The organism is Paracoccus nototheniae, from assembly GCF_004335005.1.
GTDB lineage: Bacteria > Pseudomonadota > Alphaproteobacteria > Rhodobacterales > Rhodobacteraceae > Paracoccus > Paracoccus nototheniae.
In genome coordinates, this window is the sequence record NZ_RQRT01000015.1 from 33,142 (window position 1) to 51,976 (window position 18,835).

22 protein-coding genes are annotated in these 18,835 nt (G+C 65.7%); 13 read left to right on the forward strand and 9 right to left on the reverse strand.

What is annotated here, in order from left to right; genetic code table 11:
* The 5 genes from EG885_RS08150 to EG885_RS08170 form a co-directional block, all read right to left on the reverse strand.
* A complete protein-coding gene (locus EG885_RS08150) occupies positions 1-564 on the reverse strand; it encodes a HupE/UreJ family protein (RefSeq protein ID WP_131573985.1) in 564 nt (187 codons plus the stop codon).
* Positions 565-876 (reverse strand): urease subunit gamma, encoded by a 312-nt coding sequence (locus EG885_RS08155; RefSeq protein ID WP_131573986.1) that lies wholly within the window; start codon positions 874-876, stop codon positions 565-567. It lies immediately after the preceding gene.
* 1 nt (position 877) lies between these two features.
* A complete protein-coding gene (locus EG885_RS08160; RefSeq protein ID WP_131573987.1) occupies positions 878-1,693 on the reverse strand; it encodes an urease accessory protein UreD in 816 nt (271 codons plus the stop codon).
* Positions 1,694-1,827: 134 nt separating this feature from the next.
* On the reverse strand, positions 1,828-2,592 hold the full coding sequence (locus EG885_RS08165; protein WP_131574017.1) for a GNAT family N-acetyltransferase: 765 nt from the start codon (positions 2,590-2,592) through the stop codon (positions 1,828-1,830).
* Positions 2,593-2,713: 121 nt separating this feature from the next.
* Positions 2,714-3,823, reverse strand: coding sequence for an AI-2E family transporter (locus EG885_RS08170; RefSeq protein WP_131573988.1), 1,110 nt, complete (start codon positions 3,821-3,823; stop codon positions 2,714-2,716).
* A 164-nt stretch (positions 3,824-3,987) separates the two neighbouring features.
* On the opposite strand from EG885_RS08170, the gene ndk reads away from it, so the two are divergent.
* From ndk to dps, 5 genes are all read left to right on the forward strand, one after another.
* Entirely contained in the window at positions 3,988-4,410 is a 423-nt protein-coding gene (gene ndk, locus EG885_RS08175) for a nucleoside-diphosphate kinase (protein ID WP_131573989.1), read from the forward strand.
* Positions 4,411-4,585: 175 nt separating this feature from the next.
* Positions 4,586-5,512: an ACP S-malonyltransferase gene (fabD, locus tag EG885_RS08180; protein ID WP_131573990.1), complete on the forward strand. Its 927-nt coding sequence runs from the start codon at positions 4,586-4,588 to the stop codon at positions 5,510-5,512.
* Positions 5,513-5,621: 109 nt separating this feature from the next.
* Positions 5,622-6,359: a 3-oxoacyl-ACP reductase FabG gene (gene fabG / locus EG885_RS08185; RefSeq protein WP_131573991.1), complete on the forward strand. Its 738-nt coding sequence runs from the start codon at positions 5,622-5,624 to the stop codon at positions 6,357-6,359.
* Between the two features lie 171 nt (positions 6,360-6,530).
* Positions 6,531-6,764: an acyl carrier protein gene (locus tag EG885_RS08190; RefSeq protein WP_042251881.1), complete on the forward strand. Its 234-nt coding sequence runs from the start codon at positions 6,531-6,533 to the stop codon at positions 6,762-6,764.
* Between the two features lie 87 nt (positions 6,765-6,851).
* Entirely contained in the window at positions 6,852-7,394 is a 543-nt protein-coding gene (gene dps / locus EG885_RS08195; protein ID WP_278248470.1) for a DNA starvation/stationary phase protection protein Dps, read from the forward strand.
* A 68-nt stretch (positions 7,395-7,462) separates the two neighbouring features.
* On the opposite strand, the gene EG885_RS08200 is transcribed toward dps, so the two are convergent.
* Positions 7,463-8,281, reverse strand: coding sequence for a sulfotransferase family protein (locus EG885_RS08200; protein WP_131573993.1), 819 nt, complete (start codon positions 8,279-8,281; stop codon positions 7,463-7,465).
* A 165-nt stretch (positions 8,282-8,446) separates the two neighbouring features.
* On the opposite strand from EG885_RS08200, the gene EG885_RS08205 reads away from it, so the two are divergent.
* Both EG885_RS08205 and EG885_RS08210 read left to right on the forward strand, forming a co-directional pair.
* Entirely contained in the window at positions 8,447-10,024 is a 1,578-nt protein-coding gene (locus tag EG885_RS08205) for a DUF5928 domain-containing protein (RefSeq protein WP_131573994.1), read from the forward strand.
* A gap of 11 nt (positions 10,025-10,035) precedes the next feature.
* Positions 10,036-10,416, forward strand: coding sequence for an HIT domain-containing protein (locus tag EG885_RS08210; protein WP_131573995.1), 381 nt, complete (start codon positions 10,036-10,038; stop codon positions 10,414-10,416).
* A 98-nt stretch (positions 10,417-10,514) separates the two neighbouring features.
* Here the strand turns inward: EG885_RS08210 and EG885_RS08215 are convergent, their stop codons facing one another.
* Positions 10,515-11,438, reverse strand: coding sequence for an ABC transporter ATP-binding protein (locus tag EG885_RS08215; protein ID WP_131573996.1), 924 nt, complete (start codon positions 11,436-11,438; stop codon positions 10,515-10,517).
* Between the two features lie 89 nt (positions 11,439-11,527).
* Here EG885_RS08215 and EG885_RS08220 point away from each other — a divergent pair, with 89 nt between their 5' ends.
* Complete coding sequence (locus EG885_RS08220) at positions 11,528-11,773, forward strand: zinc-finger domain-containing protein (protein ID WP_131573997.1); 246 nt, start codon at positions 11,528-11,530, stop codon at positions 11,771-11,773.
* A 69-nt stretch (positions 11,774-11,842) separates the two neighbouring features.
* Here EG885_RS08220 and EG885_RS08225 read toward each other — a convergent pair whose 3' ends face one another.
* Positions 11,843-12,025 (reverse strand): DUF2256 domain-containing protein, encoded by a 183-nt coding sequence (locus EG885_RS08225; RefSeq protein WP_131573998.1) that lies wholly within the window; start codon positions 12,023-12,025, stop codon positions 11,843-11,845.
* An 80-nt stretch (positions 12,026-12,105) separates the two neighbouring features.
* Between EG885_RS08225 and polA the strand changes: the two genes are divergently transcribed.
* The 4 genes from polA (at position 12,106) to queE (ending at position 16,866) form a co-directional block, all read left to right on the forward strand.
* Positions 12,106-14,904 (forward strand): DNA polymerase I, encoded by a 2,799-nt coding sequence (gene polA / locus EG885_RS08230; protein WP_131573999.1) that lies wholly within the window; start codon positions 12,106-12,108, stop codon positions 14,902-14,904.
* A gap of 182 nt (positions 14,905-15,086) precedes the next feature.
* Positions 15,087-15,794, forward strand: a complete 708-nt coding sequence (gene queC / locus EG885_RS08235) for a 7-cyano-7-deazaguanine synthase QueC (RefSeq protein WP_131574000.1) — start codon at positions 15,087-15,089, stop codon at positions 15,792-15,794.
* Complete coding sequence (gene queD / locus EG885_RS08240; RefSeq protein ID WP_131574001.1) at positions 15,794-16,147, forward strand: 6-carboxytetrahydropterin synthase QueD; 354 nt, start codon at positions 15,794-15,796, stop codon at positions 16,145-16,147. Before queC ends, queD begins: the two co-directional genes overlap by 1 nt.
* Positions 16,144-16,866, forward strand: a complete 723-nt coding sequence (gene queE, locus EG885_RS08245) for a 7-carboxy-7-deazaguanine synthase QueE (RefSeq protein ID WP_131574002.1) — start codon at positions 16,144-16,146, stop codon at positions 16,864-16,866. The genes queD and queE overlap by 4 nt, the downstream gene beginning before the upstream one ends.
* An 83-nt stretch (positions 16,867-16,949) precedes the next feature.
* Here the strand turns inward: queE and miaB are convergent, their stop codons facing one another.
* Complete coding sequence (gene miaB, locus EG885_RS08250; protein WP_131574003.1) at positions 16,950-18,302, reverse strand: tRNA (N6-isopentenyl adenosine(37)-C2)-methylthiotransferase MiaB; 1,353 nt, start codon at positions 18,300-18,302, stop codon at positions 16,950-16,952.
* 63 nt (positions 18,303-18,365) lie between these two features.
* On the opposite strand from miaB, the gene EG885_RS08255 reads away from it, so the two are divergent.
* Positions 18,366-18,710, forward strand: coding sequence for a TfoX/Sxy family protein (locus tag EG885_RS08255; protein ID WP_131574004.1), 345 nt, complete (start codon positions 18,366-18,368; stop codon positions 18,708-18,710).
* Positions 18,711-18,835 lie beyond the last annotated feature (125 nt).

Sequence of the window (18,835 nt, forward strand, 5' to 3'; positions counted from 1 at the left end):
TTATCCTCCGAAGGCCAGGGCAAGGCCCGCCAGCGAGGCGCCGCCGCCCAGCACGCGCAGTTCCAGCCCGCGCGACAGCAGGCGGCCGAAAGCGATGCCCGCCAGATGCAGCGCCATCGTCGCCAGCGCAAAGCCTGCCGCATACAGCGCCAGCCCCGATCCCGGACCCTCGGCCCCATGCGCCCAGCCATGGGCGGCGCCAAAGACCGCGACCATCGGGACCAGCACCGCCAGCGGCAGCCGCGCGGCCATCGCCACCAGCACGCCGAAGATCACGACCGAGGCGAGGATCATCGGCTCGACCGCCGGAAAGCCCGTGCCGGCGGCGCCCATCGCCCCGCCCGCGACCATCGCGGCCACAAAGGTCACCGGCAGCGCCCAGATCGCGCGACCGCCCAGCTGTACCGCCAAGAGGCCAAGCGCCACCATCGCCAGCAGGTGATCGGCGCCGCCGACCGGATGGGCCAGACCGTGCAGGAACTGGCCCTGATCCGCGACATGGCCGGGATGCGCGACCGCGACGGACGGGATCAGCAGCGCGGCGGTAAAAGACAGGCGTTTCATTCAGGCCTCCTGACGGATGGGGTGATGGACGGTGACCAGCTTGGTGCCGTCGGGAAAGGTGGCCTCGACCTGCACCGATTCGATCATCTCGGGGATGCCGGACATGCATTGGTCCGCGGTGATCACATGCGCCCCCGCCTGCATCAGATCGGCGACCGTGCGGCCGTCGCGCGCGCCCTCGACCACGAAATCGGTGATCAGGGCGATCGCCTCGGGGTGGTTCAGCTTGACGCCGCGCGACAGGCGGCCACGCGCCACCATGGCGGCGACCGAGACCATCAGTTTCTCGCGTTCGCGGGGGGTAAGGTTCATGTCAGACCTGCCAGATACGGGGAAGGGGATCGGGGCGAAGAACGCTCAGCAGCCGGTTGACCTGCCGTCGCAAAGGCCAGCCATTGGCGGCCAGCAGGCGGATGACCAGCCGACCGGGCGGCGCGCTGGCCGCCCCGGTGACGCCGGGTTCGTCCAGCACGGCGCGGGTCGCAGCCAGCCGGTCGGGCGCATCGGGGGCGATCAGCGCCAGCGTGGCCAGCGCCGGGGCACCGCCCAGCAGCGCCGGGCCGTCCAGGCGCGGCAGGGTGGCATCGTCCAGCGCGAAGGCGTCGTGATGGATGACCCGCCCGTCGCGGCGCACGATGCGGCGATCGCGCAGATGCAGGCGGGCGGGACGTTCGCCCATGGCCAGACGGCCCAGAACCAGCATCTCCAGCAGCAGGCAACCCGCATCCGGGGCAAGATCGATCCGGGTTTCCCGGTCCAGCCGGGCGCCGTCGAACAGGATGGTTTCCTGCGGCAGCCAGTCCAGCCAGCCCCCCGCGCCCACCGTCAGGGTGACGCGCGCCTGTGCGGCCGCGGCGGTGGCGCGATAGGCGCGTTCGGCGGTCTGCGTGGTGGCCAGCGCGCGGGTGCCTGCGCGCAGATCGACCGCAAAGGCCAGCCGGTCGCCCGAAGCCAGCCCGCCCGAGGTGTTCAGAAAGACGATTTCCGGCAGACCCGCCGTCATGCGCGGCAGCATCGCCTTGGCCGAGCCCGCCTGCGCCAGATCGATCAGCCCACGCGGTCCCATGACCACATGCGCCGCCCCATGGCTGCGCTGCATTCGCGGTGCTGTGTCGCTGCTGTCGAACATGCAGGCAAAGGGCGCCAGGCCGGGGGCAGGGTCAATCGCAGGGGGGCCGGATCTTGCTTGCAAGGCGGGCAGTACCAAAGGGTGTGCCGTCAGTTTAAACACACTGCCCGCAAAACGGGCGGACCCGGTCCAGGTCAGGCGGGCATGTCCAAGAGCGCGCTGAGCAGGCGGCGCCGGGCGGGGGGGATGGCGCGGATCTCGACTCCGGTGAACACATGCATCGTCTTCAGCGCCTGATCGACCACGGCGTGATCGCTGACCCAGCCCCCCATCGCCAGATAGCTGCGCAGCAGCGGCGGCATCGCGGCCATGGCGCGCTTGGGGTCGGGCTGGCGCAGCCGCAGCGCGCGGGCAAAGCGGAACACCTTGGGCGCCTTGACGCGCGGCCACCAGCGGCGCGGGGCCAGATGGCGTTCCTTGAGCATGGCAAAAGCCTCGGCATGCAATTCGGGTTCGCAGCCGGTAAAGCTGGAACAGCCGAACAGCATCTCGACCCCGGTTTCCTCGACAAAACGGGTCAGGGCGGCCCAGGCAATGCGGATCACATCGGGGTCGCGGCAATCGGGATGCAGGCAGAACCGCCCCATCTCGACCATCGGGCCATCGAAAGAGCCGAGGGCCGCCAGATCATAGAACTGCGCCGAATAGCTGCGCGCGATCTGCGACCCGTCGGCCAGCGGTAGAAACCGGAAACTGCAGACCAGCCGACCGCTGTCGATATCCTCGACCATCATGTGGCTGCATTCTTCGTCCAGCGCGTCGATGTCCAGCCGCTGCCCGTCATCGGGCTGCCCCGTGCGGGCGATGAAGGCAATCCAACGCAGCCTTTGCGAGGCGCGCAGATCCCGTGTCGTCGCGGCCAGACGGGCACGATAGCGGCCCTTGCACAGCGGTTGCATCATCTGCCCCCTGATGGATGTTGCGCCATCATAGTCCCAACATATGACGAAAGCACGAACAGCCGTGCCCGGTGACAGACGAATCCCGCGCCATTGCCGCAGGGGAAGGCAAACGGGACGCCTAGTCCAGCCGGTCGCCCAGCACATCCTCGACATAGACGCGCCGTGTCAGGTGGATCGCCACGATCAACAGTGGCGTCGCCAGAATGACCGAGGCCGCGCCGAACAGCGCCCCCATTGCGACGATTGCCAGAATGGTCAGCGCGGGCGGCAATTGCACGGCATATTTCTGGATCAGGGGCATCAGCACCTCGCCCTCGAACACCTGAATGACGGTGAACAGGATCGCGACATAGACCGCCGTGTCCAGACCCTGCGGGGCCGCGACCACCACCGCGATGGCGCCCGACACGAAGGGACCGATGATCGGCACGATATTGGTCAGACCCGCGATCACCGCCAGAATGAACGCCAGCGGCACGTCCAGCAGCCACAGCCCGATCCCGGCCAGAATGGCCACGATCAGCATGTCCAGCGCCTGACCGCCCATCCAGCGGGCCAACTGGGTGCCCAGCTCGTCCAGAACCTGTGCGGCCCGCGCCCGGCGGGGCAGGGGCACCAGCCGGATCAGGCCGCCGCGATAAAGGTCCGCCTCCATCGCGACATAGATCGACAGGATCAGCAGCAGAAAGCCCGATGACAGCAGGCCAAAGGCGGATGACAGGCCCCCCATCACCATGCCGAACAGATCGGGGATGCGTTCGGCCAGCCTTGCGGCATTGTCGCCGATGCTGCCGGTCTCGCCATCCTGCACGCCGGCGATCAGGCGTTCGCCAAAGGGCAGCGAGGCGAACCAGCCCTCGACCGCGTCCCAGCTTTCGGGCAGCGCGGCGATCAGCTGGCCGAACTGGTCGGACACGGCGGGCCCTGCCAGCCGCACCATCAGGGCGACCACGGCGACAACGCCCAGCAGCACCGCCAGCACCCCCAGCTTGAGGTTCAGGCCCACCAGCCCATGCAGCCCCCGTGCCCCGGCGCGCAGCGCGATGGCGATCAGGATCGCCGCGAACGAGATCAGCAGCAGGTTCGACCAGAACCACGCCGCCGCCACGATCAGCCCGATCAGCAGGGCCGAGACCAGCGTGCCCGCCGTCACCGCGCGGCGCGGGGTGCCGTCGGTCCGGGCCACGGATGGGGGCGGGGTCGGCCTTGCGGGATGCAGGTCGGTCATGATCTCTCCTTGTCGTGATCGCTTGGGACAAGCCCGGCGCCGCGGCTGCGGTTCCCCCCCAGCATGGGCACCCCGCTTGCCGCAGACGGTCAAGCCTGCTAACCGGACGCGGATTTCATTCGTGGCGGGCCTTGAGGGGCCGCCCCACAGACAAGGTGAACACCATGGCCATCGAACGCACCCTTTCCATCATCAAGCCCGACGCCACCCGCCGCAACCTGACCGGCAAGATCAATGCCAAGTTCGAGGATGCGGGCCTGCGCATCGTCGCGCAAAAGCGCGTCAAGCTGTCGGCCGAGCAGGCAGGCAAGTTCTATGAAGTCCACAAGGATCGCCCGTTTTACGGCGAACTGGTCGAGTTCATGGCCTCCGAGCCTGTCGTCGTGCAGGTTCTGGAAGGCGAGAACGCCATTGCCAAGAACCGCGAAGTGATGGGCGCCACCAACCCGGCCAATGCCGATGCGGGCACCATCCGCAAGGAATTCGCGATCTCGATGGGCGAAAATTCGGTCCACGGATCGGACGCGCCCGAGACGGCCAAGGAAGAAATCGCCTATTTCTTCTCGGGTCTTGAACTGGTCGGCTGAACTTTTCGGCCACATGAACGATCGGACGGGGGCCCCTTGCGGGCCCCTTTTCCATGCGCGGGGGTCACGGCAGTTTGCACCTGCGGCAGGGGCGATCGGTTGCGGCGGTCGGTTGCGGCAGCGCCGCGCGCAGGCTATGCCCTTTTGCAACGCAATGAATTCAGAAGGGGCGGCCATGCGGGCATTCGTGTTTCCGGGGCAAGGCGCACAGACGATCGGGATGGGCCGGGAACTGGCCATGGCCTATCCTGCCGCGCGCGATGTCTTTGACGAGGTGGACGCGGCATTGGGCGAAAGCCTGTCGGCGCTGATCTGGGACGGGGATGCCGATACGCTGACCCTGACCCAGAACGCGCAGCCCGCGCTGATGGCGACCTCGATCGCGGCCTTCCGCGCCATGGAGGCCGAGGGCATCAACATCATGGACGCCAATTTCGTGGCGGGCCATTCGCTTGGCGAATACTCGGCGCTGTGCGCGGCGGGGTCGCTGACCTTGTCCGACACGGCCCGCCTGCTGCGCCTGCGCGGACAGGCCATGCAAGAGGCCGTGCCGGTGGGCATCGGCGCCATGGCCGCGATCCTGGGGCTGGATTTCGAGACGGTGGACCGCATCGCCCGCGAGATCGGCGGCGACGAGGTCGTGCAGGCCGCCAATGACAATGATCCGGGTCAGGTCGTCATCTCGGGGCACAAGGGCGCGGTCGAGCGGGCCGCCGAGGCGATGAAGGCGGCAGGCGCCAAGCGTGCGGTGATGCTGCCCGTGTCGGCCCCCTTCCATTCGGTGCTGATGCAGCCTGCGGCGGCTGCGATGGCCGATGCGCTGGCGGGGGTGGATATCCAGCCGCCCGCCGTGCCGCTGATCGCCAATGTCCGCGCCGAGGCGGTAATCGAGCCCGGCGCCATCCGCCGCCTGCTGGTCGAACAGGTGACCGGCACGGTGCGCTGGCGCGAATCCATCGCCAATATGGCCGGAGCCGGGGTGACCGAGTTCTGGGAGATCGGCGCGGGCAAGGCGCTGTCGGGGATGATCCGGAGGACGGCCAAGGACGTGACGGTCAAGAATGTGGGCGTGCCTGCGGATGTCGCGGCGCTGAAGGGATAGCGTGGGAGCCGGGGGCGCTTCGCCCCCGTGCCGATCGGTTCTTGAACCGACGGCGAACCGCTCGGCACCCCCCCGAGGATATTTAGGTGAAGAAGAAGAGGCTTTGGGCATGTTCGATCTGACGGGTAAGACGGCGCTGGTGACGGGCGCTTCGGGGGGGATCGGCGGAGCGATCGCCCATGCACTGCATGGGGCGGGGGCGACGGTCGCGCTGTCGGGCACGCGCGAGGCGCCGCTGCGCGACCTGGCCGCCAGCCTGGGAGAGCGGGCGCATGTGGTCGTGGCGGATCTGAGCGATCCGGCCTCGGTCCTGACCCTGCCCAAGGCGGCCGCCGAGGCGATGGGGTCGGTGGATATTCTGGTCAACAATGCCGGGATCACCCGCGACAACCTGTTCATGCGCATGTCGGATGACGAATGGGCGCAGGTTCTGGACGTGAACCTGACCAGCGTCTTCAAGCTGTCGCGCGGCGTGCTGCGCGGCATGATGAAGGCGCGGTGGGGGCGGATCGTCAACATCACCTCGGTCGTGGGAACCACGGGCAATCCGGGGCAGGGGAACTATGCCGCGGCCAAGGCCGGGCTGGTCGGCATGTCCAAGTCGCTGGCCTATGAGGTGGCCAGCCGCGGCATCACCGTGAACTGCGTGGCGCCCGGCTTCATCGCCACGGCAATGACCGACAAGCTGACCGACGATCAGAAGGGCAAGATCCTGACGCAGATCCCCGCAGGCCAGATGGGCCGGCCCGAGGATATCGCCGCCGCCGTCCTGTATCTGGCCAGCCCCTCGGCCGGATATGTCACCGGGGCCACGCTGCATGTGAATGGCGGCATGGCGATGGTCTGAACGGGCATGCGCGGCGGCAACGCTGCGCGGGACTGTTTGCGAAAGCGGTTGCAAGAGGGTTCATGGGTGCTATATCCCCGCCTTTAGCAGCAGGGGAACCGCCCTGTGCTGAACCGGACCAGTTGCGTCCGTGAAAAACTGGGCGGATGCCCGCGAGAATGAGGATATGACATGAGCGATATCGCTGATCGCGTGAAGAAGATCGTGGTCGAGCATCTGGGTGTCGACGAGGACAAGGTGGTCGAATCCGCCTCGTTCATCGATGACCTGGGCGCCGACAGCCTCGACACCGTCGAGCTGGTCATGGCTTTCGAGGAAGAGTTCGGGATCGAGATCCCCGATGACGCCGCCGAAACCATCCAGACCGTTGGCGACGCGGTGACCTTCATCAAGGGCGCGGTCTGAACCGACGCTTGACGCCGGGCCTTCGGGCGCGGCGGATCTGACGGCGCCCCCGCAAGGGAGGCGCCGTTTTTCGTTTCGGCAGCGTGGATTGTCGCACAGGGGAACCCGCGCGGCCCGGGTCGTGTTGACCGGTCGAAACGAACAAAGGAGGCCGTCATGGCCGTCAACGTCAAAGGGCTTGCCGACAACGCCCGCAAAACTGCAATTTCCGAACTGAACGCACGGCTGGCTGACGGGCTGGCCTTGTCGATGGCCATCAAGCAGGCCCATTGGAACGTCAAGGGGATCAACTTCATCGCCGTGCACGAGTTGTTGGATGTGGTGAACGGCCGTCTGCAGGAGCATCTGGATATCTTTGCCGAACGCGTGCAGGTGCTGGACGGTGTGGCCGTCGGCACGGCCGAGGCGGTGGCAAAAGCCTCGACCCTCAAGGAATATCCGACCGACCTGACCAAGGCCGCCGACCATATCAAGGCGATCTGCGACCGGATGCGCGATCACGGCGCCAAGCTGCGCGCCGCCATCGATACGACGGACGAAGCAGGCGACGCCAATACCGCCGACATCTTTACCGCAGCCTCGCGGACGGCAGACAAGGATCTGTGGTTCCTGGAAAGCCACCTGGAATAATCAGGTCTGTTACTATCAGATATGATGCGGCCCCGGACTGACCGGGGCCGTTGATCGCCGGGTGGGGATCAGCGTCCCAGCTTGGCGTGAACCTCTTCCAGATCGACCTCGCCCAAGGGCATCTTGTTGTCCGGATTGTCGAAATCGTACCGGAACAGCTGGAAATCGTCCTTGTAGATTTCCCAGATCAGATGGCGCGACAGGTCGTCGAAATAATCGCTGACCTTGTGGGCGCGCTTGGGGCCATGCCCCTCGGATTCGTTAAAGCGTGGGACGTCGGACAGGTTCAGCGGGACCGGCACCTGCGCCTCTTCCAGAACCTTTTGCATGCCGTCGTTGAACGCTTCGGTAAAAAAGATCTGGTCGTAGCGCCCGCCGTTCACGATGAAGGTCGAGATATGGCCCGACATGGCCGACCAGTGGATGTCCGGCTCCATCGGTTTGCGGAACCGGATGGTGTCGCGCGCGAACAGCAGGAACCGACGAAAGCTGGCGACCTGATCGAATTCGAACCCGTTCTCGGGCGTGCCGACATCGATCCCATAGCGCTGGACCAGCTGCGGCACCAGATTGCCGCGATAGCGTTTGCCATTGCGCTGAATTCCGGCAATTTTATCAAAAAACGACGACAGCAGCCGTGCATAGGGATTGCGCACGCAGGTGAAGGTCACCGCATCACGGGCCCGCACGGCGCGTTCGATTGCGTCATGGCTGTGATCCTGCGCCCATTTATGCATTCCATCCTTTGAATCGTGGATGTCGCCGTCAAAGAAGCGCCCATGATCCGAATAGAACATGATCTGGCCGATCGTCGAGCATGCGCATTTCGGCACGACCCGATAGATCATGCTTTCGCTTTCTGTCATCCAAACGCCGGGAAAACCCATCCTGAACCTACTCCGATTTCACTGCCGACCCGGCAGATCGCGGCAATGTGCCGTCCTGCTTGTCCCAACGACAAAAATGGTTACACACACAAAGCAAAAGACGAGGAAATATTCAACGCCTTACGTTGAAACAAGTGTAATCAGTCACCGGGAACCGCGCATCACATGGCCCGCATTGCCTTTATCCTGCTCACGCACAAGGACCCTCAGGGGGTCATCGACCAGGCCCGTCGTCTGACCGCCACGGGCGATTTCGTGTCGATCCATTTTGACAAGCGCGCACCCAAGGCCATGTTCCAGCAGATCAAGGACGCGCTTGGCGACCATCCGGGCGTGGCATTTGCGCCACGGCGTCTGAAATGCGGTTGGGGCGAATGGTCGCTGGTCGCCGCCACGCTCGAGGCTCTGCGCGCCGCCGAGGCGGCGTTTCCGCAGGCCACGCATTTCTACATGCTGTCGGGCGATTGCATGCCCATCAAATCGGCCCAGTTCGCGCGCGGTTTCCTCGAGGCCGAGGAATGCGATTACATTGAAAGCTTTGATTTCTTCGACAGCGACTGGATCAAGACGGGCTTCAAGGAAGAACGCCTGATCTATCGCCACCTGTTCAACGAACGCACGCAGAAATGGCTGTTCTATACCAGCTATGAACTGCAGAAACGCCTTGGCCTGACACGGGAGGTGCCCAAGGATATCCAGGTGATGATCGGATCGCAGTGGTGGTGCCTGCGCCGCCAGACGGTCGAGGCGATCCTGGACCTGATCCGCGACCGCCCCGAGATCGTGCGGTTCTTCAGCACCACCTGGATCCCGGACGAGACCTTCTTTCAGACGCTGGTCGCCCATGTCGTGCCCAGAAAGCAGATCCGTACCCGCACCCTGACCTTCCTGATCTTCTCGGATTACGGCATGCCGGTCACCTTCCACAACGACCAGTACGGCCTGCTGCTGCGGCAGGATTACCTGTTCGCGCGCAAGATCAGCCCCGAGGCGCTGGACCTGCGCGAAAGGCTGGGCGCGCTGTGGCAGACCGAGGGGCATGACTTCGCCATCGCCGCCGAGGGGCGGCAGCTGTTCAGTTTTCTGACCGGGCGCGGCCGGATCGGGCGCCGCTTTGCGCCGCGCTTCTGGGAAACCGATGGCAGCCTGGGCCATGAACGGATCGTTCATATGATCGTGGCCAAGAAATGGCATATCGCCAAGCGTCTGACCGCCGCGATCCGCGACCAGACGGACATCCCGGCGGTCGATTACGTCTTCAACGAACAAGAGGCCAATCTGCCCGACATGGGCGGCGTCGCCTCGTCGGTCGGCAAGCGCGAACGCCATCGCCGGGCACTGGTCAAGCTGATGTTCGAACAGTTCGGAACCGAACGGCTGGTCTTTTGCGTCGATCCCTCGGCGCTGGCCCTGATCGCGGATTTCGACGGCGACCGGGCGGAAACGCGGGTGCTGTTCATCGACAGCCGATTTGACGACGATTACGTCCGTGGCCATATGAGCCGCGTGGGCCTTGTCAGCCCCGATGCCCCGCCCGAGATCGTCGATCGCCTGCTGCCGGTCATGCGCAGCGATCTGCAGCACGAGGCCGACCGGGTCCGCGAGGCCGGCTTCCGCCAGCTGTCCAGCATCTCGGAATCGGCGGGCGCCGAACGGAACGCGGCGGCGCTCGCGGCGTTTCTCGGCATCATGCCCGATCAGGCACAGGCTCTGGCCGACACGCCTTTCCTCTTCGACGACTAGAAAGAACGTTCATGGCCTTCACCTATGATGACAGCAACATCTTTGCCCGCATCCTGCGCGGCGAAATCCCGAACGACACCGTGGCCGAGAACGATCACGCGTTGGCCTTTCGCGACATCCAGCCCAAGGCGCCCCGTCATGTGCTGGTGATCCCCAAGGGCCGCTATGTCAGCTTCGACGATTTCGCCACCAACGCCCCCGAGGCCGAGATTGCGGGCTTCATGCGCCTCTGCGCTCAGGTCTGCACGCTGGAAGGCATCGGTCTGGAACAGGGCGAGGGCTTTCGCGCGATCACCAATGCCGGCCCCCATGGCGTGCAAGAGGTGCCGCATTTCCATCTTCACATCATGGGCGGTCGCGTCATGGGCCCGATGATCGGCGCCCGCGACTGACTGACCTCTCGCCCCGGCCAATGTCATCTTGGCAAAAATATCCCGGGGGGAGGCCGCAAGGACGGGGGGCAGCGCCCCCTGCCAACCCCGCCACCGTCTCAGTCGCGGGTCAGTTCGACAAACACATCCTCAAGATCGGCCTGCTCGGTCGCCACATCGACGATGGGCACCCCCGCCACACGCAGCACGTCCAGAATTTGGTCGGCCCGGAGCCGGGACGGGGGATAGCTGATCGCCAGCCGCCCGTCGGGCCGGATCTCGCTGCGCGCGCCCTGCGGCAAGGGCGGCAGGGTGACGGGACCGCCGGTGTCCAGCACCAGCGTCTTGCCATCGGTGCGCGACAGCAGGGTCTGGGTGTCCTGACGGATGATGACCTGACCGTGGTTGATGATGGCGATCTCGTCGCACATCTGTTCGGCCTCTTCCAGATAATGGGTGGTCAGAATGATGGTCATGCCCTGTTCGTTCAGGCGGCGCACGTTCTTCCACAGCATCTCGCGCAGGGTGATGTCGACGCCTGCGGTCGGTTCGTCCAGAACCAGAATATGGGGCCGGTGCACCAGCGCCTTGGCCAGCAGCAAGCGCCGCTTCATCCCCCCCGACAGTGACCGGGCATAGGCATTGGCCTGATCGGTCAGGCCCACCAGCGCCAGCAGCTCGTCGGTCCAGCGTTCGGATTTCGGGACGCCGTACAGACCCGCCTGCACCTCGAGGCTGGCGCGGGGGGTAAAGAACGGGTCCATGTTCAGTTCCTGCGGCATCACCCCGATGGCGGCGCGGGACTGGCGCGGGTTCACATCCTGATCGAACCCCCAGATCGTCACCTTTCCGGCGGTCTTGTTGACCAGACCGGCCAGAATGTTGATCATCGTGGACTTGCCCGCGCCGTTCGGGCCCAGAAGGCCAAAGATGCTGCCGGTCGGGATGGCGAGATCGATGCCCTTCAGGGCCTCTTTGGCCGGGGCATTCCCCTGGGCTGCATAGGTCTTGGACAGACCGGTGATCCGGATGGCATCAGACATGGGCATTCCTTGCAGAGCTTGCGAAGCCGGGCGGCGCTGCGCTATGGGGGTTAGACCAGATGACGCCCGCCGCCACAAGAAGGCCAGCCATGACACAGCACGTGACGCCCGAAACCCCGCTGTCCACCAACACCGGCACCGAGGCCGGCACCCGTCCCGCGCCGGCGACCCAGATCGTGACGCGCTGGCGGGTCAGCTGCGACGGCGATGACGGCGCCGGTCTGGGCCATCCGCGCGTCTGGCTGGCGATCTCTCCGGATCTGGGCTTCGTCGATTGCGGCTATTGCGACAAGCGTTTCGTGATCGACCGCGATCACGCCCATGACGATCACTAAAGACTGACCCCCCCCGCCGATTGTCCGTCCGGGCCCGGCGCGGCGCGACCGCCCCCATCGAGGGCGCCGTCACCCCGGGCTGGCGGCGCCAGCCTTGCCCGCCCTGTCCCTGGCGCCCTTGCCCCGGCACCGGTCCGAACAATAGCGCACCTGATCCCAGTCCCGTTCCCATTTCTTGCGCCAGCTGAACGGCAGCCCGCAGGCGGCGCAGATCTTCTGGGGCAGGTCGGATTTGCGGCGCATCTTGGGCATGGGCATCCCTTGTGGTCTCTGGAAGATCGCGGTCAGCCGTGGCAAAAGGCGGCCTGTAGCAGGACAAGGGGCAGATGATCATGGACGACGCATTCGGCAAGGGCTGTCACCTGCATCTGATCGACGGATCGGCCTTTATCTTCCGCGCCTATCACGCACTGCCGCCGCTGACACGCAAGTCGGACGGGCTGCCGGTGGGCGCCGTGGCGGGGTTCTGCAACATGCTGTGGCGCTATGTGCAGACCGATGACGGGCATACCGCGCCGACCCATGCGGCGGTGATCTTCGACCATTCCTCCAAGACGTTCCGCAACGAGATCTATCCCGCCTACAAGGCCCAACGCCCCGAGCCGCCCGAGGATCTGCGCCCGCAATTCCCGCTGACCCGCGACGCCACCCGCGCCTTCAACATCGCCTGCATCGAGACCCAAGGCTACGAGGCCGACGACATCATCGCCGCCATGGCCTGTGCCGCGCGCAACGCCGGTGGCACCGCCACGATCATCAGCAGCGACAAGGACCTGATGCAGCTGATCGGCGACGGGGTCGACATGCTGGACCCGATCAAGAACAAGCTGATCGGCCGCGACGAGGTGTTCGAGAAGTTCGGCGTCTATCCCGACCGCGTGGTGGACGTGCAGGCGCTGGCCGGCGATCCGGTGGACAACGTGCCGGGCGCGCCGGGCATCGGCATCAAGACCGCCGCCCTGCTGATCCAGGAATACGGCGATCTGGAAACGCTGCTGGCCCGCGCCGGCGAGATCAAGCAGCCCAAGCGCCGGCAGACGCTGATCGACCATGCCGACCAGATCCGCATCTCCAAGCGCCTCGTGACGCTGGATTGCGACACGCCGTTGGACGTCACGCTGGAGAGCCTCGCCGTCAAGCGCCCCGATGCCGACCGCCTGGTGGCGTTCCTGTCCGAGATGGAGTTCCGCACCCTGACGAACCGTGTGGCCGAGGTGCTGGGAACCGAGGCCCCCGCCATTCAGGCCGCCCCCGCCAGCGATGCGCCCGCAGCCCCCGATCAGCCGGCAATCGACGCGTCGGGCTATCAGACCGTCACCGACATGGAGACGCTGAAGACGTGGATCGCGGACATCCGCGACACCGGCCACGTTGCCATCGACACCGAAACCACGGGCCTGGATGAGATGCAGGCCGGGCTGGTCGGGATCTGTCTGGCGACCGCGCCGGGGCGGGCCTGCTATATCCCCATCGGCCATGTCGCGGGGGGCGGCGACCTGTTCGGCGCGGTCGAACGTGTGGCGGGCCAGTTGGACCCCGACGCGGTGTTGGCGGCGCTGAAGCCGGTGCTGGAGGATCCGTCGATCCTGAAGATCGGCCAGAACATGAAGTACGACTGGAAGATGCTGGCCCGTCACAGCATCCACGTCACGCCTTTGGCCGACACGATGCTGATGTCCTATGCCCTGAATGCGGGTACCCATAATCATGGGATGGATGAGCTGGCGGAACGCTATCTGGGCCACAAATGCATCCCGATCAAGGATCTGATCGGGTCCGGCAAATCCCAGCTAACCTTTGCGCAGGTGCCCATCGACAAGGCCGCCCCCTATGCGGCCGAAGATGCCGACATCACCCTGCGCCTGTGGCAGCATTTCGCGCCGATGTTGCCGGTGGAAAAGGTCTCGACCGTCTATCACACGCTGGAACGCCCGATGATCCCGGTGCTGGCGCAGATGGAGATGGCAGGCATCCGCATCGACACCGACGTGCTGGGCCGCATGTCCGGCGTCTTCGCGCAGAAAATGGCGCAGCTGGAGGATGAGATCCACGGGCTGGCGGGCCAAAGCTTCAACATCGGCAGCCCCAAGCAATTGGGCGAGATCCTGTTCGACAAGATGGGCCTTGCGGGCGGCAAACAGGGCAAGACCGGCGCCTTTTCCACCAGCGCCGACGTGCTGGAGGATCTGGCCGCCGAAGGCCATGACCTGCCCGCCCGCGTGCTGGACTGGCGCCAGATCGCCAAGCTGAAATCGACCTATACCGACGCCCTGCCGACCTATGTGAATGCCGAAACCGGCCGCGTCCATACCAGCTATTCGATCACCGGCGCGCAGACGGGACGGCTGTCCTCGACCGATCCGAACTTGCAGAACATCCCGATCCGGACCGAGGAAGGCCGCCGCATCCGCCAGGCCTTCATCGCGCCGGAAGGATACAAGCTGGTCAGCCTCGATTACAGCCAGATCGAGCTGCGGATTCTGGCCCATGTCGCGGATATCCCGGCCCTGAAACAGGCCTTCCGCGATGGCATCGACATTCACGCGATGACCGCCAGCCAGATGTTCGGCGTGCCCGTCGAGGGGATGGACCCGATGATCCGCCGTCAGGCCAAGGCGATCAATTTCGGGGTCATCTACGGCATCTCGGGCTTTGGCCTGTCGCGCAACCTGCGCATCCCGCGGGCCGAGGCGCAAAGCTTCATCGACACCTATTTCCAGCGCTTTCCCGAAATCCGCGCCTATATGGACAAGACCGTGGCGGATGCCAAACAGGACGGCTATGTCACCACGCTGTTCGGTCGCCGCATCAACACGCCCGGCATCAACCAGTCCGGCCCCGCCGCAGGGGGTGCCCGCCGCGCGGCCATCAACGCCCCCATTCAGGGCGCCGCCGCCGATATCATCCGCCGCGCGATGATCCGCATGCCGGATGCCATCGCGGATCTTCCGGCCCGGATGCTGCTGCAGGTCCATGACGAACTTGTCTTCGAGGTCCGCGACGATTCGACCGACGCCCTGACCACCATCGCCCGAGACATCATGGAATCCGCCGCCGAACCTTCGGTCCGCCTGTCGGTGCCGCTGGTGGTGGATGCCGGGACCGGCGTCAACTGGGCGGAGGCGCACTGACCCACTCCACTGACCCCCTCCTGCAGCGGTCCGCCAATATCCCACGGGGGTGCGGGGGTGTGAACCCCCCGCTGCGGCCCTTGTGGCACCGCTCTGCGGTTCTTTTAATCCCGCAAAGTCTCTGCTAGCAGGTCGCTTCCCGGTCGCAGCCTACCCGGGTCACAAAAACAAGGGTTACGGATATGAACACCACACTCGTCTGCTCCGGCGGACTCGATTCCGTGTCGCTGGCGCATGTGCTGGCGGAACAGGGGCGCCTGTCGCGGATCGTCAGCTTCGATTACGGCCAGCGTCACCGCAAGGAACTGGACTTTGCCAAAGCCTGCGCGCGCCGTCTTGGCGTGCCCTTTCATCTGGTCGATCTGTCGGGTTTGGGGGCGGCGCTGAACGGCTCGGCCCTGACCGATGATCTGGACGTGCCCGACGGGCATTATGCCGAGGACTCCATGCGGGTCACGGTGGTCCCCAACCGCAATGCGATCATGCTGACCATCGCCTTCGGGATTGCCGCTGCCAAAGGCGACGGGGCGGTCGCGGCGGCGGTGCATGGGGGCGATCACTTCATCTATCCCGATTGCCGCCCGGCCTTCACGGCGTCCTTCGAGGCGATGCAGCGCGCCGCGCTGGACGGCTATGCCGATGTCGCGCTGCATGTGCCTTTCGTCCATGCGACCAAGGCCGATATCGTCACTGCAGGCGCCGCCGCAGGCACGCCCTTTGCCGACACATGGTCCTGCTACAAGGGTGGCGCGGTCCATTGCGGACGCTGCGGCACCTGCGTGGAACGGCGCGAGGCCTTTCATCTGGCGGGCCATGCCGATCCGACCGTCTATGCGGACCCCGATTTCTGGCAGTCCGCGATCGCGGCCCATGCGGCGGGGTCGGCCTGATGTTCCGGATCACCAAAGAGTTTCATTTCAGCGCCTCGCACCGGCTGGACCATCTGGCCCCCGATCATCAATGCGCAAGGCTGCACGGGCATAACTATATCGTGGTCGTCGAACTGGCCGCAGACGATCTGAACGCCGACGGGTTCGTGCGCGATTATCACCAGCTGGCCCCGCTGAAAGCCTATCTGGACGACAGTTTCGATCACCGGCATCTGAATGACGTGCTGGACGTGCCCTCGACCGCTGAACATCTGGCGCGGCATCTGTTCGACTGGTGCCGTGCCCGCTGGCCGGAAACGCAGGCCGTCCGGGTCAGCGAGACGCCCAAGACCTGGGCGGAATACCGGCCATGAGCGCGACCGACAGACCCCTGCGCATCGCCGAGATCTTTGGCCCGACCATTCAGGGCGAGGGCGCGCTGATCGGCCTGCCCACGGTTTTCGTGCGCGCGGGCGGCTGCGATTACCGCTGCAGTTGGTGCGATTCGCTGCATGCGGTGGACAGCGCCTTTCGCGACAGCTGGGCCGCCATGAGCAGCACCGAGGTCTGGGCGCGGGTGCGCGACCTGTCGGGCGGGCGGCCTTTGACCGTGTCGATCTCGGGCGGGAACCCGGCCATTCAGGATTTCGGGCCACTGATCGCGATGGGTCGGGCCGAAGGCTATGGCTTTGCGCTGGAAACGCAGGGATCGGTCGCGCGGGACTGGTTTGCGGAGCTGTCTATGCTGGTTCTCAGCCCCAAGCCGCCCTCCAGCGGCCAGGTGCCGGATTGGGCGGTGTTCGACGATTGCCTGCGCGCCGGGCAGGGCGCCAGTGCAGTGGTGATGAAGATCGTGATCTTTGACGATACCGATTACGCTTGGGCACGCGATGTCGCGGATAGCTATCCCGACCTGCCGTTGGTCCTGCAACCCGGCAATCCCGAGGTCGATCCGGCGGTGCCTGTCGCGGCGCAGGACGTGGCCGACCGGCTGCTTTGGCTGGTGGACAAGGTCACCGCCGAAGGCTGGTTCCGGCCCCGTCTGCTGCCGCAGCTGCATGTGATGCTGTGGGGGAACCGGCGCGGCGTCTGACGGTTTGCGTCCCGCGAATGCCGGGGGCGCTTCGCCCCCCGGACCCCCCGAGGATATTTTAGGGACCGTTGCAGGGGCCGGGCTTAGGGGAGCAGTTCTCCGTGCAACGAATTTGCCGCGCTGTTCTTGATGCGGACCTGGCGCAAGTCGCCGATCTGCACGTCCGTGGTGTCGACGAAGACCGCGTGCAGATAGTCGGATTTGCCGATCATCTGTCCGGGCTCGCGTCCGGCCTTTTCGAACAGGACGCCGACCGTGCGGCCGACCATGTCCTGTTGCACGGCTTTCTGCTGGCGGGTCAGCAGGGCCTGCAATTCCTGCAGGCGGGCATCGGCCACGGCGGGCTCGACCTCGGGGCGGTCATAGGCCGGGGTGCCGGGGCGGGGCGAATATTTGAAGCTGTAGGCCATGCCAAAGCCAACCTGTTCGATCAGCCGCAGCGTGTCGGCATGGTCCTGATCGGTCTCGCCCGGAAAGCCCACGATGAAATCGCTGGTCAGCACGATATCGGGGCGCGCGGCCCGGATGCGGTCGATCAGGCGCAGATAGTGATCCGCCGTATGCTTGCGGTTCATCGCCTTGAGGATGCGGTCGCTGCCCGATTGCACCGGCAGGTGCAGATAGGGCATCAGCTGCGCCACATCGCCATGGGCGGCGATCAGGTCGTCGCCCATATCGTTGGGATGGCTGGTCGTATAGCGGATGCGGGCCAAGCCCTCGATCTGGGCCAGGGCGCGGATCAGCCGTCCAAAGCCCCATTCGCCGCCCGCCGGGTCGGAGGCCGGGGCCGCGCCATGCCAGGCGTTGACGTTCTGGCCCAGCAGGGTGATCTCGCGCACGCCGCGGGAGACCAGATCGCGGGCCTCGGACAGGATGCGGGGGGCGGGGCGGCTGACCTCGGCCCCGCGGGTATAGGGGACGACGCAGAAGGCGCAGAATTTGTCGCAGCCTTCCTGCACGGTCAGAAAGGCGGTGGGCGCGCGGCGCGTCGCCGGATTGAGGCTGGTGCGCGCGGGCAGGTGTTCGAACTTGTCTTCCTGAGGGAAGTCGGTCTGGATTGCGGCGATCTCGCCCCGCGCCATGGCGGGCAGGCGGTGATAGGTCTGCGGGCCGACGACCAGATCGACCAGCGGCATGCGACGGATGATCTCGGCCCCTTCGGCCTGTGCCACGCAGCCTGCCACGCCGATCTTCAGATCCGGGCGCGCGGCCTTGAGCGGCTTGAGGCGGCCAAGGTCGGAATACAGCTTTTCGGCGGCCTTTTCGCGGATATGGCAGGTGTTCAGCAGAACCATATCGGCATCTGACTGATCCTCGGTCAGGACATAGCCTTCGGCGCCCATCGCCTCGGCCATGCGCTGGCTGTCATAAACGTTCATCTGGCAACCATAGGTCTTGATGAAAAGCTTTTTCGTGGCCGGGGTGCTGGCGGTCATGTCATGCTGTCCTTGGAGGTCGCGCAGCGATACAGCAAGATCGGGGTTTTGGAAAGGCACGGGATGGAGAGCGACCTGACAGGCATCCCCAATATCGGTCCCGCCACGGCGCGGGCGCTGATCGCTGTGGGGGTGGCGGATGCGGCCATGCTGCGGGCGATGGGGGCGGATGCGGCCTATCGCGCGCTGCTGGTCGCGGGCGAGCGGCCGCATTTCATCGGCTATTACGTCCTGCACATGGCGCTGCAGGGCCGACCCTGGAACGATTGCAAGGGCGCGGAAAAGGACGCGCTGCGGAAGCGTTTCGATGCGCTGGTGGCCGGGGTCAGGGGCGCACCGCTGAGCGGGATCGAGGCCGAGCTGGATGCGATCGGGCTGCGCCGCCCCGGGGTGAAGGCGGCGGGTTGAAAATGATCGGTCGATCGCGGGGCCTGCCCGGAGCGCGGGCAGGCGTGGCCCTGCGCACCGGCCCCCATTGAACGCGCCCCCGGCCCCGGATAGCCTGCGCTTCTGACCGGTTGAGGAGCCTGACC